The sequence below is a fragment of the Pseudohongiella acticola genome, assembly GCF_001758195.1.
In the GTDB taxonomy this organism is placed as follows: Bacteria; Pseudomonadota; Gammaproteobacteria; order Pseudomonadales; family Pseudohongiellaceae; genus Pseudohongiella; species Pseudohongiella acticola.
The window spans coordinates 44353-63853 of sequence record NZ_MASR01000003.1; the positions used below are offsets into that span (position 1 = coordinate 44353).

Annotated in this window: 20 protein-coding genes; 6 read left to right on the top strand and 14 right to left on the bottom strand. The window is 55.9% G+C overall.

Translation table 11 applies throughout. The annotated features are described in order from the left end of the window. Nucleotides 1-14: 14 nt before the first annotated feature. On the top strand, nt 15-1487 hold the full coding sequence (locus PHACT_RS14400) for an aspartate kinase (RefSeq protein WP_070118989.1): 1473 nt from the start codon (nt 15-17) through the stop codon (nt 1485-1487). A gap of 32 nt (nt 1488-1519) precedes the next feature. Beyond that, a complete protein-coding gene (locus tag PHACT_RS14405; protein ID WP_083264679.1) occupies nt 1520-2689 on the top strand; it encodes an aminotransferase class V-fold PLP-dependent enzyme in 1170 nt (389 codons plus the stop codon). Between the two features lies 1 nt (nt 2690). On the opposite strand, the gene PHACT_RS14410 is transcribed toward PHACT_RS14405, so the two are convergent. The 14 genes from PHACT_RS14410 to PHACT_RS14475 all read right to left on the bottom strand — a co-directional run bounded on the left by PHACT_RS14410 (nt 2691) and on the right by PHACT_RS14475 (nt 15343). Then, nucleotides 2691-4043: a sodium-dependent transporter gene (locus PHACT_RS14410; protein WP_070118991.1), complete on the bottom strand. Its 1353-nt coding sequence runs from the start codon at nt 4041-4043 to the stop codon at nt 2691-2693. A 31-nt stretch (nt 4044-4074) separates the two neighbouring features. Beyond that, a complete protein-coding gene (locus PHACT_RS14415; RefSeq protein WP_070118992.1) occupies nt 4075-5058 on the bottom strand; it encodes a peptidylprolyl isomerase in 984 nt (327 codons plus the stop codon). After that, nucleotides 5055-5720: a lipoyl(octanoyl) transferase LipB gene (gene lipB, locus PHACT_RS14420; RefSeq protein ID WP_070118993.1), complete on the bottom strand. Its 666-nt coding sequence runs from the start codon at nt 5718-5720 to the stop codon at nt 5055-5057. The genes PHACT_RS14415 and lipB overlap by 4 nt, the downstream gene beginning before the upstream one ends. Continuing rightward, nucleotides 5717-6016 carry a YbeD family protein gene (locus tag PHACT_RS14425; protein WP_245730819.1) on the bottom strand — a complete coding sequence of 100 codons (300 nt, stop codon included), beginning with the start codon at nt 6014-6016 and terminating at the stop codon, nt 5717-5719. The genes lipB and PHACT_RS14425 overlap by 4 nt, the downstream gene beginning before the upstream one ends. A 1-nt stretch (nt 6017) precedes the next feature. After that, on the bottom strand, nt 6018-7157 hold the full coding sequence (locus tag PHACT_RS14430) for a D-alanyl-D-alanine carboxypeptidase family protein (RefSeq protein ID WP_070118994.1): 1140 nt from the start codon (nt 7155-7157) through the stop codon (nt 6018-6020). 95 nt (nt 7158-7252) lie between these two features. Further along, nucleotides 7253-8128, bottom strand: a complete 876-nt coding sequence (locus tag PHACT_RS14435; protein ID WP_169819491.1) for a septal ring lytic transglycosylase RlpA family protein — start codon at nt 8126-8128, stop codon at nt 7253-7255. A gap of 75 nt (nt 8129-8203) precedes the next feature. Next, nucleotides 8204-10177 (bottom strand): penicillin-binding protein 2, encoded by a 1974-nt coding sequence (gene mrdA / locus PHACT_RS14440; protein WP_070118996.1) that lies wholly within the window; start codon nt 10175-10177, stop codon nt 8204-8206. A gap of 124 nt (nt 10178-10301) precedes the next feature. Beyond that, nucleotides 10302-10772, bottom strand: coding sequence for a 23S rRNA (pseudouridine(1915)-N(3))-methyltransferase RlmH (gene rlmH, locus PHACT_RS14445; protein ID WP_070118997.1), 471 nt, complete (start codon nt 10770-10772; stop codon nt 10302-10304). Then, nucleotides 10762-11130, bottom strand: coding sequence for a ribosome silencing factor (rsfS, locus tag PHACT_RS14450; protein WP_070118998.1), 369 nt, complete (start codon nt 11128-11130; stop codon nt 10762-10764). Before rsfS ends, rlmH begins: the two co-directional genes overlap by 11 nt. 70 nt (nt 11131-11200) lie before the next feature. Then, nucleotides 11201-11875, bottom strand: coding sequence for a nicotinate-nucleotide adenylyltransferase (nadD, locus tag PHACT_RS14455; RefSeq protein ID WP_070118999.1), 675 nt, complete (start codon nt 11873-11875; stop codon nt 11201-11203). Next, nucleotides 11872-13131 carry a glutamate-5-semialdehyde dehydrogenase gene (locus PHACT_RS14460; protein WP_070119000.1) on the bottom strand — a complete coding sequence of 420 codons (1260 nt, stop codon included), beginning with the start codon at nt 13129-13131 and terminating at the stop codon, nt 11872-11874. Before PHACT_RS14460 ends, nadD begins: the two co-directional genes overlap by 4 nt. A 124-nt stretch (nt 13132-13255) precedes the next feature. Then, nucleotides 13256-14212 (bottom strand): YbgA family protein, encoded by a 957-nt coding sequence (locus PHACT_RS14465; RefSeq protein WP_070119001.1) that lies wholly within the window; start codon nt 14210-14212, stop codon nt 13256-13258. Between the two features lie 37 nt (nt 14213-14249). Further along, the gene (locus PHACT_RS14470; RefSeq protein WP_281201755.1) at nt 14250-14540 is read right to left on the bottom strand and encodes a GIY-YIG nuclease family protein; all 291 of its coding nucleotides are present in this window, start codon (nt 14538-14540) and stop codon (nt 14250-14252) included. Then, on the bottom strand, nt 14537-15343 hold the full coding sequence (locus tag PHACT_RS14475) for an MBL fold metallo-hydrolase (RefSeq protein ID WP_070119002.1): 807 nt from the start codon (nt 15341-15343) through the stop codon (nt 14537-14539). The genes PHACT_RS14470 and PHACT_RS14475 overlap by 4 nt, the downstream gene beginning before the upstream one ends. Before the next feature lie 277 nt (nt 15344-15620). Between PHACT_RS14475 and PHACT_RS14480 the strand changes: the two genes are divergently transcribed. The 4 genes from PHACT_RS14480 (at nt 15621) to PHACT_RS14495 (ending at nt 19478) form a co-directional block, all read left to right on the top strand. Further along, complete coding sequence (locus PHACT_RS14480) at nt 15621-16817, top strand: phosphoglycerate dehydrogenase (RefSeq protein WP_070119003.1); 1197 nt, start codon at nt 15621-15623, stop codon at nt 16815-16817. A gap of 62 nt (nt 16818-16879) precedes the next feature. Continuing rightward, entirely contained in the window at nt 16880-17968 is a 1089-nt protein-coding gene (gene serC / locus PHACT_RS14485; RefSeq protein ID WP_070119004.1) for a 3-phosphoserine/phosphohydroxythreonine transaminase, read from the top strand. Continuing rightward, on the top strand, nt 17965-18471 hold the full coding sequence (gene greB, locus PHACT_RS14490) for a transcription elongation factor GreB (RefSeq protein ID WP_070119005.1): 507 nt from the start codon (nt 17965-17967) through the stop codon (nt 18469-18471). The genes serC and greB overlap by 4 nt, the downstream gene beginning before the upstream one ends. After that, a complete protein-coding gene (locus PHACT_RS14495; protein WP_070119006.1) occupies nt 18468-19478 on the top strand; it encodes a GlxA family transcriptional regulator in 1011 nt (336 codons plus the stop codon). Before greB ends, PHACT_RS14495 begins: the two co-directional genes overlap by 4 nt. Nucleotides 19479-19501: the final 23 nt, after the last annotated feature.

Sequence of the window (19501 nt, forward strand, 5' to 3'; positions counted from 1 at the left end):
CCACAGGACTCGCAATGACAGACGCGCAAGCATCAGACACGCATCTCCAGCACACCGTCGAGAAGATCGGCGGTACCTCAATGAGCCAGTTTGACGCCGTCAAAAAGAATATTTTTATGAATCCGGCGTTGCAGGGGAATTATTATCAACGCATTTTTGTGGTCTCCGCCTATTCCGGCATCACCAACATGCTGCTGGAACACAAAAAGACCGGCCAGCCCGGCATCTTCGCGCTATTTTCCGATGCGGAAGAACCGCAAAGCTGGCGCGACGCCATGGCAGCCGTGCGCACACGCATACTTGAGATCAACAGCGAACTGTTTGCAGACCAGAAAGAAGAGCACCTGAAAGACGCCAATGACTTTATCATGGGCCGGCTGGACGATGCCGAACATGTGCTGCAGGATGTCTCCAGTCTGTGCCAGCACGGCCACTTTGCCCTGAACGACTACATACAGACGATCCGGGAAATGCTTGCCAGCCTGGGCGAAATCCACAGCGCCTATAATACCAGCCGGCTCCTGCAGCTTAATGGTATCAACGCGCGCTTCGTAGACCTGTCTGGCTGGGCCAGCACCCAGCAGTACTCACTGGATGAAAATATCAGCCATGCCTTCAAGGATATCGATTTAAGCACGGAACTGCCTGTCACCACAGGTTATAGCCATTGCGAGGGCGGCCTGATGGCCATTTTCGATCGCGGCTACAGTGAAATGATATTCAGCCGAATCGCTGTTCTGACGGGGGCACGCGAAGCCATCATCCACAAGGAGTTCCACCTCAGCAGCGCCGACCCTGGCGTTGTCGGCGCAGACAATGCCGTTCCCATCGGTCGAACCAATTACGATGTTGCCGACCAACTGGCCAATCTGGGCATGGAGGCGATCCACCCCCGGGCGGCAAAAGGCCTGCGTCAGCAGAACATCCATTTGCGGGTAAAAAACACCTTTGAACCCGAACATGGCGGCACACTGATCACTCGCGACTATGTCAGTGACTCTGCCTGCGTGGAAATCATTGCCGGACGTATCGGTGTGTACGCTATCGAGCTGTTTGACCAGGATATGGTGGGCGACCTTTCTCACTACGAGAAACAGTTCCTGGCACAGATCACCCGCTTCAAGGCACAGGTCATCAACAAGGACCTCAATGCCAACACCATCACGCACTACCTGTCTGCCAATCTGAAAACGGTGAAACGTATTCAGGCCAGTCTCGGCGATCTGTTTCCCGGCGCCGAGATCAATGTGCGCAAAGTGTGCATCGTGTCCGCCATCGGTAGTGATCTGAAAATACCGGGCATGCTGGCTCGAAGCGCCCAGGCACTGGCAGATGCCGGTGTCGACATTCTGGGTGTGCATCAGTGCATGCGGCAGGTCGACATTCAGTTTGTGCTGGATGAGGAAGACTACACTAAAGCCATTAAAGCCATGCACAAACAGCTGGTCGAAGTTTACAATCACGGGCGTGCGATCAAACTGGCTTAGCCGAGCCATGACGTGCCATCAGGAGTCAGGCCATGAATACAGATCTGTTGCGTGCTCACACACCAGCCTGCCACGATCTGATTCATTTTAATAACGCCGGCGCTGCCTTGTCGCCACAACCGGTCAGCGACGCGCTGTTCGAACATCTGCTGCTTGAACAGCGCGTGGGTGGTTATGAGGCAGGTGAGGCCAGCCTGAGCGCGCAAGACAACTTTTATCATGCCTTTGGTCGCCTGCTGGGCTGCAACCCGCGCGAAATCGCCTACATGGAAAACGCAACCCGGGCCTGGACCCTGCTGCTGCAGGCAATCCCTCTGGTGCATGGTGACCGTATCATTACCGGCCAGTCAGAATATGCCAGTAATTATATGACCCTGTTGCACCTGGCCAAAACCCGGAATATTCGTGTTGAGGTCATTCCCAACGACAGCAACGGCCATATTTGTCTGCAAACGCTGCAACAGAAGCTTGATGAAGATGTCCGCCTGATCGCTCTGACGCATGTCCCCAGTCAGTCCGGCGTTATCCACCCGGCTGCCGAAGTCGGAAAAATAGCCCGCAAACATCGGATCTTTTATTTGCTGGATGCCTGTCAGTCAGTCGGCCAGATAGACCTGAACGTGGATGATATTGGTTGCGACATGCTTACCGGCAGTGGCCGCAAATACCTGCGCGGTCCGCGTGGCACCGGGTTCATGTATGTCCGGCAAAGTACTCAGGATTATCTGGAACCACCCAGTGCTGACTTGCAGTCGGCAAGCTGGACGCGAAAAGACAGCTTCAAGTTCAGGGACGATGCACGTCGCTTTGAGAACTGGGAACACTACGTTGCCGGCAAAATAGCCCTGGGCGTTGCCGCTGACTATGCCTGTGATCTGGGCATGAATATTATTGAAGACAGGATTCGCCTGCTGGCTTCATTGCTGCGCGAGAAACTCAGGCAGATGCCAGGCGTTGAAGTTCATGAGCAGGGAGAAAAACTCAGCGGCATCGTCACCTTTAGTTGTGACGGCAAAGATGCGTCCGCTGTGCATCAATATCTGCGCGAACATCACATCAACACCTCGGTGGTACGACACCAGGTCAACCAGCTTGATTTCTCAAAGCGCGGTTTGCCGGATGTAAACCGGGCATCGGTGCATTACTACAACGCGGAGCAGGAAATAGACGCCTTTTGCCGCGTGCTGTCAGCCCGTCTCTGACCTAACCCAGCAACATCTGGGCATATACTGCCAGAATGGCAACCGGACAGATGTACCGGATGTAAAAAGGCCAGATTTTCCAGAACAGGCCCTGCTCTGCATCCGGACATCCCTGCCTGATTTCAGTCAACACGCCGTTCCGGTGCCAGATCCAGCCAACAAACACGGCAAAGAAGAAACCCAGCAACGGTTGACTGTATTCAGTGGTCAGGCTCACCACCAGATCAAACAGGGTATTAAAGTTGAGAACCAGCAATAAACTGATCACGGTAATCGACAACCCCAGCACCAGCACCGCCTTGCGTCGGGACGCGTTGTGCTCTTCCACGACATAGGACACCGGCACCTCCAGCATGGATATGGAAGAGGTCAGCGACGCGATGGTCATCAGCACAAAAAACGCCAGCCCCACCAGCACGCCGGCCTCTCCCATCTGATCAAACAGCGCCGGCAACACCGCAACAATCAATCCCGGTCCGGCAATCAGACCGCCCTGGTCATTATAAATCTCGATGCCGTTGGCCAGCGCCACGTACATCGACGGCAGGATCAGCAAACCTGCGGTCACGGCAATGCCGATATCAAGCAAAGTGACCATGCCGCCAAGTGCAGGCAGGTTCTCACGCTTGCTGACATAGGAGCCATAAATCAACATGGTGCCGACACCCAATGACAGCGAAAAGAACGCCTGCCCCAGTGCACTGAGCAACAACCCGGTATCGGCTACACGACTGAAGTCAGGTACCAGATAAACACGCAACCCGTCCATGGCTCCGTCCAGGGTCATAACATAGATGATCAGTGCCAACAGTATCAACACCAGCGCCGGCATCAGGCGAGATGCCCATTTTTCGATACCGTGCCGAACACCGGCATTGACCACATAGAGCGTGAGCACCATGAACGCAGCCGTGAACACGCTATCACGGGCCAGACTGCCGGTCGCCAGCCATTGTGACAATGCCGACAGACCAGCAATATCGGCCAGCGAGGAAAACATGAAGGCCATCATCCAGCCACTGACAATCGCGTAGAAACTGAGAATCAGGCTGACCGTAATCATGCCCGCATAACCCACGGCAACGCCAAGTCTGGCGGTCGCCGGACCTCGCGCCAGGCCGCGCAGCGCGGTGACGGCATTGGCCTTGGCGTGACGCCCGATAATCAGTTCCGCCATCAGGGCAGGATAGGCCAGCGCAAAGGCCAGCACGAGATAGGTAAACAGGAAAGCCGCGCCGCCATTGGTGGCAGCGTTGGTCGGAAAACCCCAGATGTTGCCCAGCCCCACGGCCGAGCCGGCCGCAGCCATCAGAAAACCAAAACGTGAACTGAATTCGCCGCGGGGAGCACTCATAGGGACATTGACTCTTGTATGTTTATTATTCTTAGTAGGACTCAACAACAAAACGTAATTGGGCCGCGTCCGTCAGACGCATTACAACATTGGTAATGACGCTGACCTGACCGTTGTCATTAACTTCAACCCGGGGCAGGCGCAAGCGCTGGTCTGCATCCGTAAACACACCGTGCCCTTCCGGCAGGTTCGCCAACGGCACAATGCTGTCAGGAATGACTTCAAACACCACTTCCGGGCCGTCATTGACCAGGCGCATGTTCAGACTCAGGCTGCCCAGCCCGCCGGCATCAACCGAGGTCGTCAGCAGCGCAGTGCCGTATTCAAAGACATTGACCGAGGAGCTGAAACGCTCAACCCGGTGCATGTTGATCAAAACCAGATTGGACTCAACCGGCAATTGATTTTGTTGTGTATCAAAGTCGCGAACCGGTAATTGCTGTGCTTCCCCACCGACGTTGATAAACGGCAGATCATTGATGGCGTCTGCTACCGACAGGCCATCGCCCAGCACCTTGCCAAACACGGTAAAACCGCCATTCTGGGTATCAAGATCGGTGTTGTCGGCAAGATTGACAAACCACTGACTGGTGGCGCTGTCCGGTGCCCCACCGAGCTTGGCCATGGCGAGTGTACCTCGGGTATTGGAAGCACCGGGTTCATTGCGGACATTGCCCTGTGAGGGTATTGATGCAACTGAGCAAGTAGCCGGATCCATACCAGTGGCACAGTTTCGCTGCCATTGATAAGCGCCTGCCTGTACAACAAAATCGGGCTCTGAGCGATGAAACAGCGAACGGGCATAATCGCCCCGGTCCACATAACCCAGGAAATTGGCCACCGTATCCGGTGCCGCCTCATCAAAAAGTTCGACAGTGAAGCTGCCGTAACTGGTGCTCACTCGCACCAGAGTATCTGCCTGCACGCCCGCGCTCAGCAGCAAAGAGCCACCGAGCACAGCCGCCATAAAGCTGCGCTTAAAGACACTGTTTCCCAGGTTACACAAAAAACTCATTCGAACTCCTGTCTGACATCTATCCAGCTATATTGACCAAGTGATTGCAGCAATTGCTGCAACAATAATTTTTCGATGGTAACCATCAGTTCCGACGCATCCGCATCGTGTACAAAGTCCGCGACCTGAGTCACCGCCAGCCCCTGATAACCGCACGGGTTGATGCGAGCAAATGGCTCCAGATCCATCGCCACATTCAGGCTCAGGCCGTGGTACGAACAACCCCGTCTGATACGCAACCCGAGAGCGGCGATTTTAGCGTCATCGACATAGACACCCGGTGCGCCGGGTCGGGTCTGCGCGGTAATTCGAACGCCAGACAAGGTATCGATAATTGCCTGCTCAATCAAATTAACCAGGTCCCTGACCCCCAGCGCCACCCGTCTGACATCAATCAGTAAATACATGACGAGCTGGCCAGGGCCATGATAGGTCACCTGCCCACCGCGATCTATCGGAATCACAGGAATATTGCCGGGCGCCAGCAGATGCTCAGGCTTGCCGGCCTGCCCCTGAGTGAATACCGGCGGATGCGACAATAGCCAGAGCTCATCAGGCGTGTCTTCGTCCCGTTCACTGGTGAATGTCTGCATCGCTCGCCAGACCGGCTCATAGTCTCGCAGCCCCATGCGGCGAACAATCAGCGGGCGAAGGGCTGTCATAACACCAGTTTAACCGCCGACAGTGTCTTCAGGTCAGCAAACAGCGCCTCCAGCTGCTCAAGCCCGGTTGCCTCAATAGTGACCGTCAACGCCAGATAATTACCCTTGGCGCTGGGCCTGGCGGCCATATCGTCTACGCTGGTTGCAGGTGCGTGGCGTTGAAATATGGCCAGCACGTCCTGTTCAAATCCATCCGCTGCCTCACCCATCACCTTGACCGGATAGCGACACGGAAATGCGATTTTGGGCGCTTGCTGCTCTGGCGTGGCTGGCATGTCTGGGTTGTCAGTTGTCATCTCAGCTGAACAGCCCCATAAAGAACAGGGTCAGCGCATCAATCAACCGGCGCAACAAACCACCGCGCTCAACCGCCTGTATGGCAACAACATCGCCTGAATAGAGAACCTCGTCCTCCAGGCTGACCTCGACAGTACCCATGACCTCTCCGGCTTCGAAACCACCACGGATAACGTCATCGGTGTTCAACGTTGCCACCAGGTCTTCGGATCGACCACGCGGAAGAGTGATCAGCACCTCTTCCTGAATACCCAGATCCACGGACGACTCTGCACCGGACCAGACACGCGCGGAATTGATTACTTCACCGGCATCATAAAGTCTGTAGGTTTCAAAAAAACGAAAACCATAACTGAGCATTTTCTGGGTTTCGACAACCCGTGCATCTTCACTGGCAGTCCCCATCACGACCGCAATCAGGCGCATGCCATCTCGCTCACCGGAGGCCACCAGGCAAAAACCTGCCTGTGTGGTCCAGCCGGTCTTCATACCATCTACGGTCGGGTCGCGGAACAACAGGGTGTTGCGGTTGGGCTGAGTGATTCCGTTAAAGGTAAATTCACGCTCCGAGTACATGGCGTAGTGGGTCGGGTGCTCAACTATCGTGGCCCGCGCCAATGTTGCCAGATCTCTGGCAGACATCAGATTGGTATTGCCGTCATCATCAAGCCCGCTGGAATTGACGAAGTATGAATCATTCATTCCCAGCGCTCGTGCATGCTGATTCATCAGGTCGGCAAAGGCTTCTTCACTGCCAGCAATATGCTCTGCCATCGCGACACTGGCATCGTTACCAGACTGGATGATGATGCCACGCAACAGGTCTTCTATGCGGACCCGGCTGTTAACATCGACAAATGTCTTGGAGCCCTGCGTGCGCCATGCTTTCTCGCTGATGAACGCCAGGTCATCGTAGCTCATGTTGCCATTGTCGATTTCGACCTCGGCTATATAGGCTGTCATCATTTTGGTCAGGCTCGCTGGCGGCAATGCCTCATCAGCGTTCTGCTCCATGATGACATGGCCGGTCGTCGCATCAATCAGAATATAACTGCTGCCTGCTATTTCGGGTGCCCGGGGCATGATGGACTGGGCATGTACACCTGCCCCTGCCGTTGACAGGACAACTGCCAGTATCATAGACAACACTGTTGAAACTCGCGCTCTCCGGCTGGAAAAACCTGTCGCTGTTGTCTTAAAAAAACCTTTCATACATAAAGTCCCGGTCTGTGTGTTCATTCATCTACCATATAAGGCTGCCCAAGATCAGCAGCAACCATCATTTCAGTGATTCGTTCAATTTCCGTAGCATCGGCAATCGGGCCGACCCTGACGCGATGCAATTGTTGCGAATTCTGTGCCTGCACGGATCGGATAAAAACCGGCCGTGTGGTCAACTCCCGGAGACGGCCGGACAGTCGCTGCGCTGCCCGCAGATCTGAAAATGCGCCTGCCTGCAGGTATCGCCCAACGGGTGCGCTGACCGCCGGTGCGCTGACGGCTTCGTCACTGCGCGGTGATGCCCCGGCCAGCAGCACCTGGTGCTGGCCGGGCACTATGGACTCGACGTGAACCAGAGCCGTGCCCTGATTGGAAAAACCAAGTTTGTGGGCCGCCGCATAGGAAAGATCGATAATACGGTCATTGTGAAATGGACCGCGGTCGTTGACGCGCACGATGATGCTGCGCTGATTCTCCAGATTGGTGACCCGCGCGTAACTGGGGATGGGCAGGCCGGTGTGCGCCGCCGACACCTGGTACATATCAAATGTCTCACCGTTGGACGTCAGGTGGCCGTGAAACTTTTCCCCGTACCAGGACGCCAGGCCGGTCTGCTGAAACCCTTCCTCGGTGGCCATGACCTGATAGCGTTTGCCATTGACCGTGTAAGGTGAACGATTGCCCGCCATGGTCCGGTTTAACGGTAACAATTCAACATCGCGGATCAGACCGGGGTCCAGCGGGGTACTTGGAGCACGATCCTGAGAGATACTGTAGCGGCCAGCATTGGCAACAGGTGCCGACCCGGACGTTTGCGGAGGTGATGACACACTGCTGCAGGCGGCGATCAGAACGCTGCCAATCAGCAGCAAAATAATTTTATAATTCAATGTCTTAACCTTCCCCATGCAACAACGCAGTTTACGCTGACGAGCGCTTCCGGATGCAGCTTCATGTTACCGCAATTAGTGGCTGCTTGTCAGTAACTGGCCACCCTCGCCGCCCGTCTCCAGCACCCGCTCCTGCTCGATGATGGGCAACATATAGGCATCCAGTACCTCCCGCGCCAGCGGACCTGCGACCGAGCTGCCACCCTCGCCATTCTCAACAAACACGGCAACCGCAATGCGCGACTCCGGCGAGGCATCAAACGCAATGAACATGGCGTGGTTGAGATGCTCGTCACGAATCTCATCGGGCTCTATGCGATTGCCTCTGGCATCCACCTGCACCCCGATGACCTGGGCGGTACCGGACTTGCCTGCCATCGGGTACGCCAAGGGCCTGGCCCCCTGCACATAGTCGTATGCGGTGCCTTCATGGCGGCGATGCTCGCGCTCACGCGGTTTGCTGACGGTATGCTCCATGGCCTTACGCACCAGCGCGACTTCATCGGCAGCGGGCAGTAGCGGTTGCTGAACTTCGCCCTCATCAAAAATGATGTCGGCAAAATCATCGACATCCGAGCCCATGGACTTGAGCATGCGCGGGCGCTTGAAAACGCCATGATTGGCCAGGGTGGCCGCTGCGCTGGCCATTTGCAGTGTTGTCGCCTGGAACATGCCATTACCAAACCCTTCAGCGGGTGTCTCGCCCGGATACCAGGGCTCACCACGGGTTTCCCGTTTCCATTGTGGCGATGGCACCAGACCAGCGGACGCGTCCGGTACGTCGAGCGCCCTGTTATCGCCGAAACCAAAGGTCAGCAGATAATCGTGAATACGGTCTATACCCAGCTCCACGGCAACATGGCTAAAGTAGGTATTGCAGGACTGGTAAATGGCGCGCTCGAGATTTATCGGGCCGTGCCCGGATTTATCCACCCACCAGGTCCAGTCATAATAAGGGCGCCTGCGTTCCGGTATTCGATAGTAGCCGGGATCATTGATGACAAATTCCGGCGTGATAACGCCGTGGTACAAACCGGCGAGACCGATAAACGGTTTGATGGTGGAACCCGGAATGCGCGCGTGCGTGGCGCGATTGAACATGGGCGAATGTCGTGAGTTATTCAATTCTGCCAACTGACTGCGACTGATGCCGGTCACAAACAGGTTGGGGTCATAACCAGGCTGGCTGACCATGGCAAGAATTCCGCCGGTCGCCGGGTCAATGGCGACGATGGCGCCACGTCGATCACCTAACGCCTGTTCTGCCGCCGTCTGCAAGGCAATATCCAGATGCAACTGGATATCAGCACCTGGCTGTGGGTCGGTTCGCCCCAGCGAACGCATGACGCGGCCCCGGTTATTTTTCTCAACAGTTTCAAAGCCAACACTGCCGTGAAGATAATCTTCGTAGGTTTTTTCTATGCCGTTCTTGCCGATCTGGTTGGTGCCACGATAGTTGCGCACTTCCTCTTCGGTCATGCTCTGCAACTCATCCCGATTGATTTCCGAGACATATCCCAGCGCATGGGCAGCGCTCTGGCCAAACGGATAATAACGCACAAGTTGGGCCTCAACGGCAATACCCGGCAGCTTGTGCTGATTGACAGCTACATGCGCGATCTCGTCATCGCTGAGCTGAAACTTCAGGGTCACTGAGGATTGCGGCACAGCACGGCGACCCAGGCGCGTGTAGTACTGCTCCAACTCTTCATCGGTCAGTCCGATCACATCACGCAGAATCGACAATGACTGCTCAAACCCTTCGGCCGCTTCGCGTACGACGGTGAGATTGAAAATGGGTCGATTGTCGGCAAGCAGATTGCCATTGCGGTCATAGATCAGGCCGCGGGTTGGCGGGATATACTGTGAATGCAGGCGATTGCCATCGGAGCGGGCAGAGAAATATTCATGGTTCAGAAACTGCAGATTCACCATGCGGCCGATCAGTGCCAGTACCAGCAGCATCACCACAACGCAGGCAAACACGAGTCGCCGGTTGAAAATCTGGATTTCCTGCTTATGTCCGTCGAGACGAAATTTTGGTGCCATAGTCTCTATACTGACCGCGTAAAAATGAAACTGCCCGGTTTTGCCCGATACCCGATATCGACCGGGTAATTTTTGAATTTATTGCAGATAAGACAAGGTTTTGCGGAATAAGTTTACATTGCTTTCAAGCGCGATGGTAGGGATGTCCGGAGAGCAGACTCCAGACCCGGTAAATCTGCTCCGCCATCACAGTTCTGACCAGAGGATGTGGCAAGGTCAATGCCGACAACGACCAGCGTTCGTCGGCTTGCTGAAGGCAGGTCGGGGTCAGGCCGTCAGGGCCACCCACGAGCAGGCTGAGGTGACGACCATCGTCCCGTATCTGGCCAATTCTGGCTGCCATCGCTTCGGTGCTCAGCGTCTTGCCCTGCACATCCAGGGCGACCACATAATCGCGCGCACCCAGCCGTGCCAGCAGCGCCTCCTGTTCCTGCCGCATGGCCTGCTCAATGCTGCTGCTTTTTCCACGCTTGCCCAGAGGCACTTCGACACAGCTGAAGCTGAACTCGGCGGGCAGGCGCTTGCTGTATTCCTGCACGCCCTGCTCCACCCAGGCCGGCATTTTGGTGCCGACTGAAATCAGATTAATCTTCACCGTTGTCCCGCGGCATCTTACGGTCTTCCGGTTCCAGTGAGAAGTCCCAGAGGTCTTCCAGCCGATACAGAGCGCGTGTCGCGCCCATCATGACATGGACAATGACTGAACCCAGGTCGACCAGCACCCATTCAGCCTGCAGCCGGCCTTCAACACCACTAACGTGCAGACCCGCCGCTTTGGCTTTGACCACAACTTCATCAGACAGGGCCTTCAGATGCGTATTGGAGGTACCTGTGCAGATAATCATGGCATCTGTCACCGGGGTCAGGTCTTTCACATCAAAGGTCTCGATATGCTGACCTTTTACATCTTCCAGCGCAGAAGTCACCAGCGCGATAATATCTTTAGTATCCAATGAAACGTTTCTCCTGCCGTCAGGCATTGTCTTAGAGCGTTGTGTTAGAGCGTTGTGTTAGAGCGTTATGTTAGGGCGTTGTATAGAGTTGATGTTGCTTAATGTATTCCAGGACCACGGCCGGCATGCCTGTCATCTGCTGACTGCCAGCGGCCAGCTTGTGGCGAATATCAGTGGAGGATGCTGGTTCTTCCAGTTCGTCGAGCATGCAAACGCGTCCCGCTCTGGCATCAGAACCCTCACCGGCCGTAAAAAGAGCCATCGGGTCCGTAACCTGGCGGGCCCGCAACCACTGCGCAGCCGGCGCCGACATCGTGTCCAGCGCCAGGCTCACCCCCGGACGGCTGACGACACAGAGATGGCAATAATCCAGCATGTGCTGCCACCGATGCCAATTCGGCAAGGTATTAAAACTGTCCCGGCCCATCACATAAACCAGCGAGGCTTCGGGAAACTGCTGTGCCAGTGAGGCCACGGTATCGACCATATAGGACACACCCGGACGGTGAAATTCGCGGTCGTCGGTTTGCAAACGCGGCTCATTCATTTCCGTCAGCGCCAGCTCCAGCATGACCAGCCTGTGGCTGGCAGGCGCGCTGGCACCCTCACGGTGATTGGGCAAAGCACAGGGAATCAGCCTGAGATGATCCAGTGCCAGCGCATTCAATGCCGTCAATGCGACCTGCAGATGACCCCGGTGCACGGGATCAAACATGCCTCCCATGATACCGACACGCAGGCTCATGTGCGAATGTGACCATCACCAATGACAATATATTTCTGCGACGTCAGCCCTTCCAGCCCGACCGGCCCCCGTGCATGTAGTTTATCGGTGGAAATGCCGATTTCTGCACCCAGGCCATACTCAAACCCGTCTGCGAATCGCGTTGACGCGTTGACCATGACAGAGCTGGAGTCCACCTCGCGCAGAAACCGCTGAGCGCGACTGAAGTCTTCCGTAATGATCGCTTCGGTATGCCCTGAACTGTATTGATTGATGTGGGCAATGGCCGCATCCAGATCCGGCACCCGGCGCACCGACAAAACCGGCGCCAGATATTCTTCGCCCCAGTCCTGTTCGCTGGCGGGAACGGCGCCTGGCAGTAGCTCCTGAGATTGTGGACAGGCCCGTAGCTCGACTCCGTGCTCGGCAAACCGGGTGGCCAGCTCGGGTAATACGCGCTCGGCGACAGCATCGGCAACCAGCAATGACTCGAGCGTATTGCAGGTTCCATAGCGCTGGGTCTTGGCATTGACGACTATCTGAAGGGCTTTGTCCAGATCGGCTTTGTCATCAATATAGACATGGCAGTTGCCATCCAGATGCTTGATCACTGGCACTCTGGCATCGGCGCTGATACGCGCAATCAGACCCTTGCCACCGCGCGGCACGATCACGTCTACAAATTCGGGCATGCTGATCAGCAAACCAACAGCAGCCCGGTCAGTGGTCTCCACAACCTGCACAGCATGGGCCGGCAAACCTGCCGCGGCCAGACCACGACTGATACATTCAGCAATCGCCTGATTGGAGTGAATGGCCTCGGAACCACCGCGCAGGATGGCAGCATTGCCTGACTTCAGGCACAGGCTGGCGGCCTCACAGGTAACATTGGGGCGGGACTCATAAATGATGCCGATGACACCCAGCGGGACGCGCATACGTCCGACCTGGATACCACTGGGCCGATAACGCATATCCGTCACTTCACCCACCGGATCCTGCAATGCGGCGACCTGACTCAGACCTTCCAGCATGCCGTCAATGCGGGCTGGCGTCAGTGCCAAACGGTCGAGCATGGCTGCATCCAGACCCTTTTCCCGGCCTGCCGCCAGGTCCAGTTCGTTGGCGGATTGCAAACGCTCTCGACTGTCATCAATGGCATCGGCCATCGCCAGTAATGCCGCGTTTTTTTGTGACGTGGTCGCAGCAGCCATGAGGCGGGAAGCGGCGCGGGCCTGCTTGCCAAGCCTGTTCATGTAGGCGTCAATATCACTCATTGCTATACCATCCAGCAGCGTGTCAGTTCGGGAAAGGGCGGCATTATAGCGCTGCCGGGGCCCCGGACACAAAAAAACCGACGGCTAAAGCGAGTTTAAATGGCTGTTCTTGCCGCCAATGCCGTCAAATGTGGTTCTGCAGACTCATTTGCGGCGGATAGGGGTGCATGTACCAGGATCGACTGATGTAGTCGTTGGGGTGTTTGCGGAAATGATGATTCAGCAGGGTTATTGGCACAATCAACGGCAATTGCCCAAGCCGGTAGCGTTGCAGTGCGTCAACCAGCTCTGCCCTGTCGTCGGTATCCAGATGATCCCGCAGGTAGCCCTGAATGTGCTGCAGCACATTGACGTGGTCGCCGCGGCTGGCACGCTTCTTCAATGCTGACATCAATATTCCGATGTACCGCGGCGCCAGCTCCGCCACGGTGTCTTTGCGAGCCGATGCCAGTACAGGGCCAAGTTCCCGGTAGGTCTTCTGGCAGTGACTCATCAGAATGAGCTTGTGACGGGCATGGAAGTCCGTCAGCGACGCCACGGTGATGCCGGCACTTGTCAGTTGACGCCACCGGTGCATGACATAAACGCGCTGGATAAAGTTTTCCCGTAGCACCGCATCGCCCAGTCGTCCCTCTTCCTCAACCGGCAATTCGGGAAAGTTCTGCATCAGCCGCTCAGCAAAGATGCCGACGCCATCACGCACGGTCTGCTTGCCATCATAGACTTTGGCACGTTCCATACCACAGCTTGGCGAGTCCTTCTTCAGGATGAAGCCGCAAAGCCCGGCCTGCCATGAGCGCTGCGCGTCAGCACTGGCAATCAGCGCCTGCGTGTAATCAAGCTGATCATCTTCAAAATCAACACAGGTAACATCGCCATCACGGCGGATCAGCCGGATGGGCCGGCGTGGAATGCCCAGGCCGATATCAACTTCAGGACAAAAGGTACGGAAGCTGAAGTATTCGCCCAGGGTTTTATCAATGTAGGAATGGAATTTGTGGCCGCCGTTAAACCGTACTTCTTCACCCAGCAGGCAGGCGCTGACACCAACCGGAATTTTATCTACCTGATGTTCGTTCACTGACCACTCCTGAGTCGTTACCCGCTGTCCGGGGGCATCATAACAGTTGCAGTTCACCCGCAACCAGCCTGAGCTTGTCGGCTTTGGGCAATTGTTTGATACGGTACTCAAGTTTCAACGCTGCACTTCGGTCTCCGGCAGGACAGTGAAACACCAGCGCCAGTGGTGCACGCCCGCGCAGGTATCGCGCCGTTTTTGCGCCCTGCGCCTGGTGCTCGGCAAATCGGCGTGAAACATCGGTGGCAATCCCGGTGTAGAGGCTGTCGTCCGAACAACGCACCAGGTAGACGGACCAGGCCACGACGCTGGCGTCCACGATATCGGTCACGACCTGTTTCCTGCCAATGGCTCGGGGGAAAGTGACCAGAGCGTGGCTTCGTCGGTCAGGCTGCCTTCAGCGCTGGCGCGACCGTCACGCACCAGTTTGATCAGATGTGCCAGCAGGGTCTTTTTCGCCCACGGAATCAGATGCGCCGCAACATCGTCATAGGCCTGCGTTACCAGCACATCAAGCGCGGCCGGCCCCAGGTCCTGCAACGCAGTAACAATTTTCTGCTCGCGGCGCTGGCGGTGGCGAATCAGGGTCGTGATCATCTGCTCCGGCTCATGCATGATATCCCCGTGGCCGGGCGCCAGCGCCTTGAGCGAGAGTGTCTGCAATTGCGCCAGAGAAGCCAGGTAGTCACGCATATCACCATCAGGCGGCAATATCACCGGCGTGGTGCCCTGCAGGATATGGTCACCGGTAAACAACAGGGCATCATCCTCCAACAGGAAACAGACATGGTTGGAGACGTGCCCCGGTGTGTGAATCAGACGCATGCTGAAACCGTCGCAGGCAATCTGCTCCCCATCCCGAAATAACCGATCCGGTTTGAAGGTGGCATCCTGATACAGCGCATCAGGCGGTGGCGCAAAACCGATCACACTGGCCCCGGTCAGGGCCTGTAGTGCTTGCGTTCCCGGGGAGTGATCGCCGTGTGTATGGGTGACAAATATCCATTTCAGGGGTTTGCCAGACAATGCCTGCATAATGGCATCGGTATGTGCTGCCAGGTCCGGTCCGGGATCGACCACGGCAAGTTCACGATCGCCGAGCACATAGGTATTGGTACCCGGGCCCGTCATCATGCTGGCATTCGCGCACAATATCCGTTGCACAGATACCCTGCCCGTCCCAACCGCAATTGGTTTTCCGGCGACAAAGCGTGACTCTTCCAATTGGTTCCCCCTGTACGGGCCTGCGCGCGACACCCGTCCTGCTGACTTTTGGCAGCGCCATGATAACGGGTTTATTGATCGGGGCAAACAAACCCGCCTTTTCCAGAGCACGGCAGAGACTGGTTTTTACTGCCGATTCACGTTATAAAAGGCTGCTTTTCTAATCCGGAAACAGGGCAAGGGAATCATGTCAGAGACACAAACCAGAAGAATAAAAACCTATAATCAGATTTCGGACAAAGGCCTGTCGCGCTTCAACAGTACGCACTATCAGGTTGACCCCGCGCTGGACGACGCCGAAGCTATTCTCTTGCGTAGCTACAAACTGCAGGTCAGCGACCTCACCGCCAGTGTCAGGGCGATTGCGCGCGCGGGGGCCGGCGTCAACAATGTGCCGTTGCCAGCCTGTACCGATCAGGGCATCGTGGTATTCAACACCCCCGGCGCCAATGCCAACGCGGTCAAGGAGCTTGTCCTCAGCGGGATGTTACTGGCATCACGCGGCATTCTGCCGGGTATGCGCTATGTCAGCGAGCTCAGCGACATGACCGACAACGCCGAAATGTCCAAATTGCTGGAAGCGGAGAAAAAACGCTTCGCCGGTAGCGAGCTGGCAGGCAAGACGCTGGGGGTCATTGGCCTGGGCGCCATCGGCTCTCTGGTCGCAGGTATGGCCATCGACATGGGCATGACCGTGCTGGGGTACGATCCGGCGCTATCGGTCGACGCCGCCTGGCGCCTGCCCAATCAGGTACAGAAAATAGAAAATGTCAGCGCTCTACTGGGCAATGCCGATTATGTCAGCCTGCATCTGCCCGTACTTGATTCCACCCGGCACCTGATCAGCACCGACCTGGTCGCGGCCATGAAGCCTGGCCTGTGCCTGCTGAACTTTTCGCGTGACGAGATCGTCGACACCGATGCCGTAGTTGCCGGTCTGGATGCCGGTCAATTGCGCATGTACGTCAGCGACTTCCCACGCCATGAACTGATCGGTCGCGAAGACGTCATCCTGATGCCTCACATCGGGGCGAGTACGGCAGAAGCAGAAGAAAATTGTGCCATAATGGCCGCAGAACAGCTGAAGGATTTTCTGGAGAATGGTAATATCCGCAACTCGGTGAATTACCCCTCGCTGTTCCTCGACCGCGTGGCCGGCGCCGGCACAGGTACCCGCCTGGCCATCAGCAACAAGAACGTACCCGGCATGTTGGGCAAAATTCTGTCCATTCTTGCGCAGCAGGATATCAACGTCATCGACATGATCAATAAAAGCCGGGACCAGATAGCCTACACTCTGATTGATCTGGCATCGACCCCGTCAGAGGCAGCGATCGCGGCCATTGCCGACACCGACGATGTCATCAAGGTCACTGTGCTTTGACGCGCCAACAGGGCGCTTTTGCAAAACCCGTTAATTAACGACTACTGTTCAGGAACAAAAATATGAATCGCGTGTATAACTTTGGTGCCGGCCCGGCCATGCTTCCGACTTCGGTCATGGAGCGAGCGCAGCGGGAATTTCTTGACTACAACGGCATGGGTGCCTCGGTTATTGAAATCAGCCACCGTAGCAAAGAATTCGAGGCCCTGCTGACGCATACGGATGAGCTGATCCGGGAAATCTCCGGACTGCCTGACGATTTTGAGATTCTGTACGTTCACGGCAGCGCCCAACTGCAGTTTTCCGCAGTGCCACATAACCTGCTGGATCTTAACCCGGCACACAAGGCAGCCTACCTGGAAACCGGTAACTTTGCCTCACTGGCTCGCAAGGAAGCGTCGCGCTTTGGCAACATCACGGTGGCTGCCACCAGCGAGAGCAGCAATTTTGATCGCATTCCTGACTTTGATCCGGCGACACTGGATCCGGACACGTCATACGTTCACCTGACCAGCAATAACACCATCTTTGGCACACGCTGGAACCAGTTCCCCGACACCGGAAAAATTCCGCTGGTGGCTGACATGACTTCCGAACTGATGTCACGGCGCCTGGATTTTAATAAGTTCGGTCTGATTTTCGCCGGCCTGCAAAAGAACCTCGGGCCGTCCGGCATGGCTGCCGTGTTGATTCGCAAAGAGCTACTGGGGCATGCATTGCCAAATACACCCAACCTGCTCAACTACGAGACCTATGCCAAGAATCACTCCATGCCCAATACCATCAATACCTTTGCCGTATACATGATGAACCTGGTGCTGCAGTGGCTGAAAGAACAAGGTGGCCTGCCCGCAATGGAAACACTCAATGCGCAGAAAGCCAAACTGATCTACGATGCCATTGATAACAATGACTTCTACATTGGCTCAGCGCACCCCGATCACCGTTCGGAAATGAACGTGTGCTTCAATCTGCAGGACAGCACGCTCGATAAAAAATTCCTCGACGAAGCCCAGGTCCGTGGCCTGTATGCGCTGAAAGGCCACCGACTGGTCGGCGGCATTCGCGCATCAATCTACAACGCCATGCCCATGGCAGGATGTCAGGCGCTGGTCGACTTCATGCAGGAATTCGCACAACAGAACGGATGAGCCGCTACCGTCCACCGGCACCACCCAAGTCCAACTACCTGACGGTCGAAGGGGAAACCCGTCTGCGTCAGGAGTTGGACTTTTTATGGCGCGACGAACGCCCCCGGGTCACACAACAGGTCAGCGAAGCAGCAGCGCTGGGAGACCGTTCGGAGAACGCGGAATATATCTACGGCAAAAAGCGCCTGCGTGAAATTGATCGCCGGGTCCGGTACCTGCGCAATCGCCTGGAAGATGCGACTGTGGTCAAATCGCTCCCCTCCGACACCAACAAAATTTATTTTGGCGCCTGGGTAGAGCTGGAAGACAGCAACGGTGACATTGATTCCTATCGTATCGTCGGACCTGATGAGGTGGGAGACAAACCCGGTTACGTCAGCATGGACGCACCATTGGGACGCGCACTGCTGGGCAAACAGGTTGATGATGAAATCAGCATTGTCACGCCGGGCGGCCGCACTCGCTACTACGTTGCCGCAATCCGTTATACCATGCCGGCATGAAACCGATCAGCATCCTCGCGTTGCCACAGGCACTGGCCTCCAGCATCGCCATTCCGATGGAAATGATCAGCGCTGCTGATACCATTTTTCGCCTTCGCAACCGGCAGCGCAGCAACACGGTAGCCTTACACGTTGTTGCCGAAGAAATTGACAATATGATTGTTTCTGGCGGCATGGGTATAAAACCTTCCACCCGACTGGCCGACACGCCGGTCAGTGAACTCATTTTTGTGCCGGCATTGTGGGGTAATCCGCGTGCGGCGGTGGCCCAGCACAGTGAAGCCGTCGCCTGGCTGGCAAATCAGTACGCAGCCGGCGCCACCATTTGCAGCGTCGGCAGCGGCAGCTATTTTCTGGGAGCAGCCGGCTTGCTGGATGGCAAGTCTGCCACCACACACTGGCGCTATTTCGATGATTTCGAAACACAATTCCCGAACGCAAAGCTGCAGAGAAAGCGTTTCATCACACACCAGGACCGCCTGTATTGCACCGGTAGTGTCAATGCTGTGCGCGATGTCATGCTGCACTTTGTTGAACAGCTGTTTGATGGCAGTACCGCAGATGAAGTTGCCAGGCATTTCACTCACGAACTGAAACGCTCCTACGAGTCACTGCTGCTTGCTGTCGACCAGCAGGATACACACCATGATGAGTTGATCATCAAAGTACAGGAATGGCTGCAAAAGCATTATCACCGTGATATCCAGATGCGCGATCTGGCAAAGACGTTTGGACTAAACCCCAGGTCATTCAACAGACGTTTCCGCCAGGCCGCCAACAGAACACCCGTCGAATACCTGCAGGAAGTCCGAATCAATCAGGCGCGTGAGCTACTCAAGCACAGCAATCTCAGCATTGCAGAAATTGCCTTTTCCGTCGGTTATCAGGACGTCAGTTATTTCACCGGACTTTTTCGACGCACACATGACGTTACACCCAATGCCTATCGCCGGCTGGTCAGAACCAAACTTTTTAATGTGGGAAACCCGGCCCCGCCAAGATCATGACAAAGCCGGTTGAGTGAGCTGGT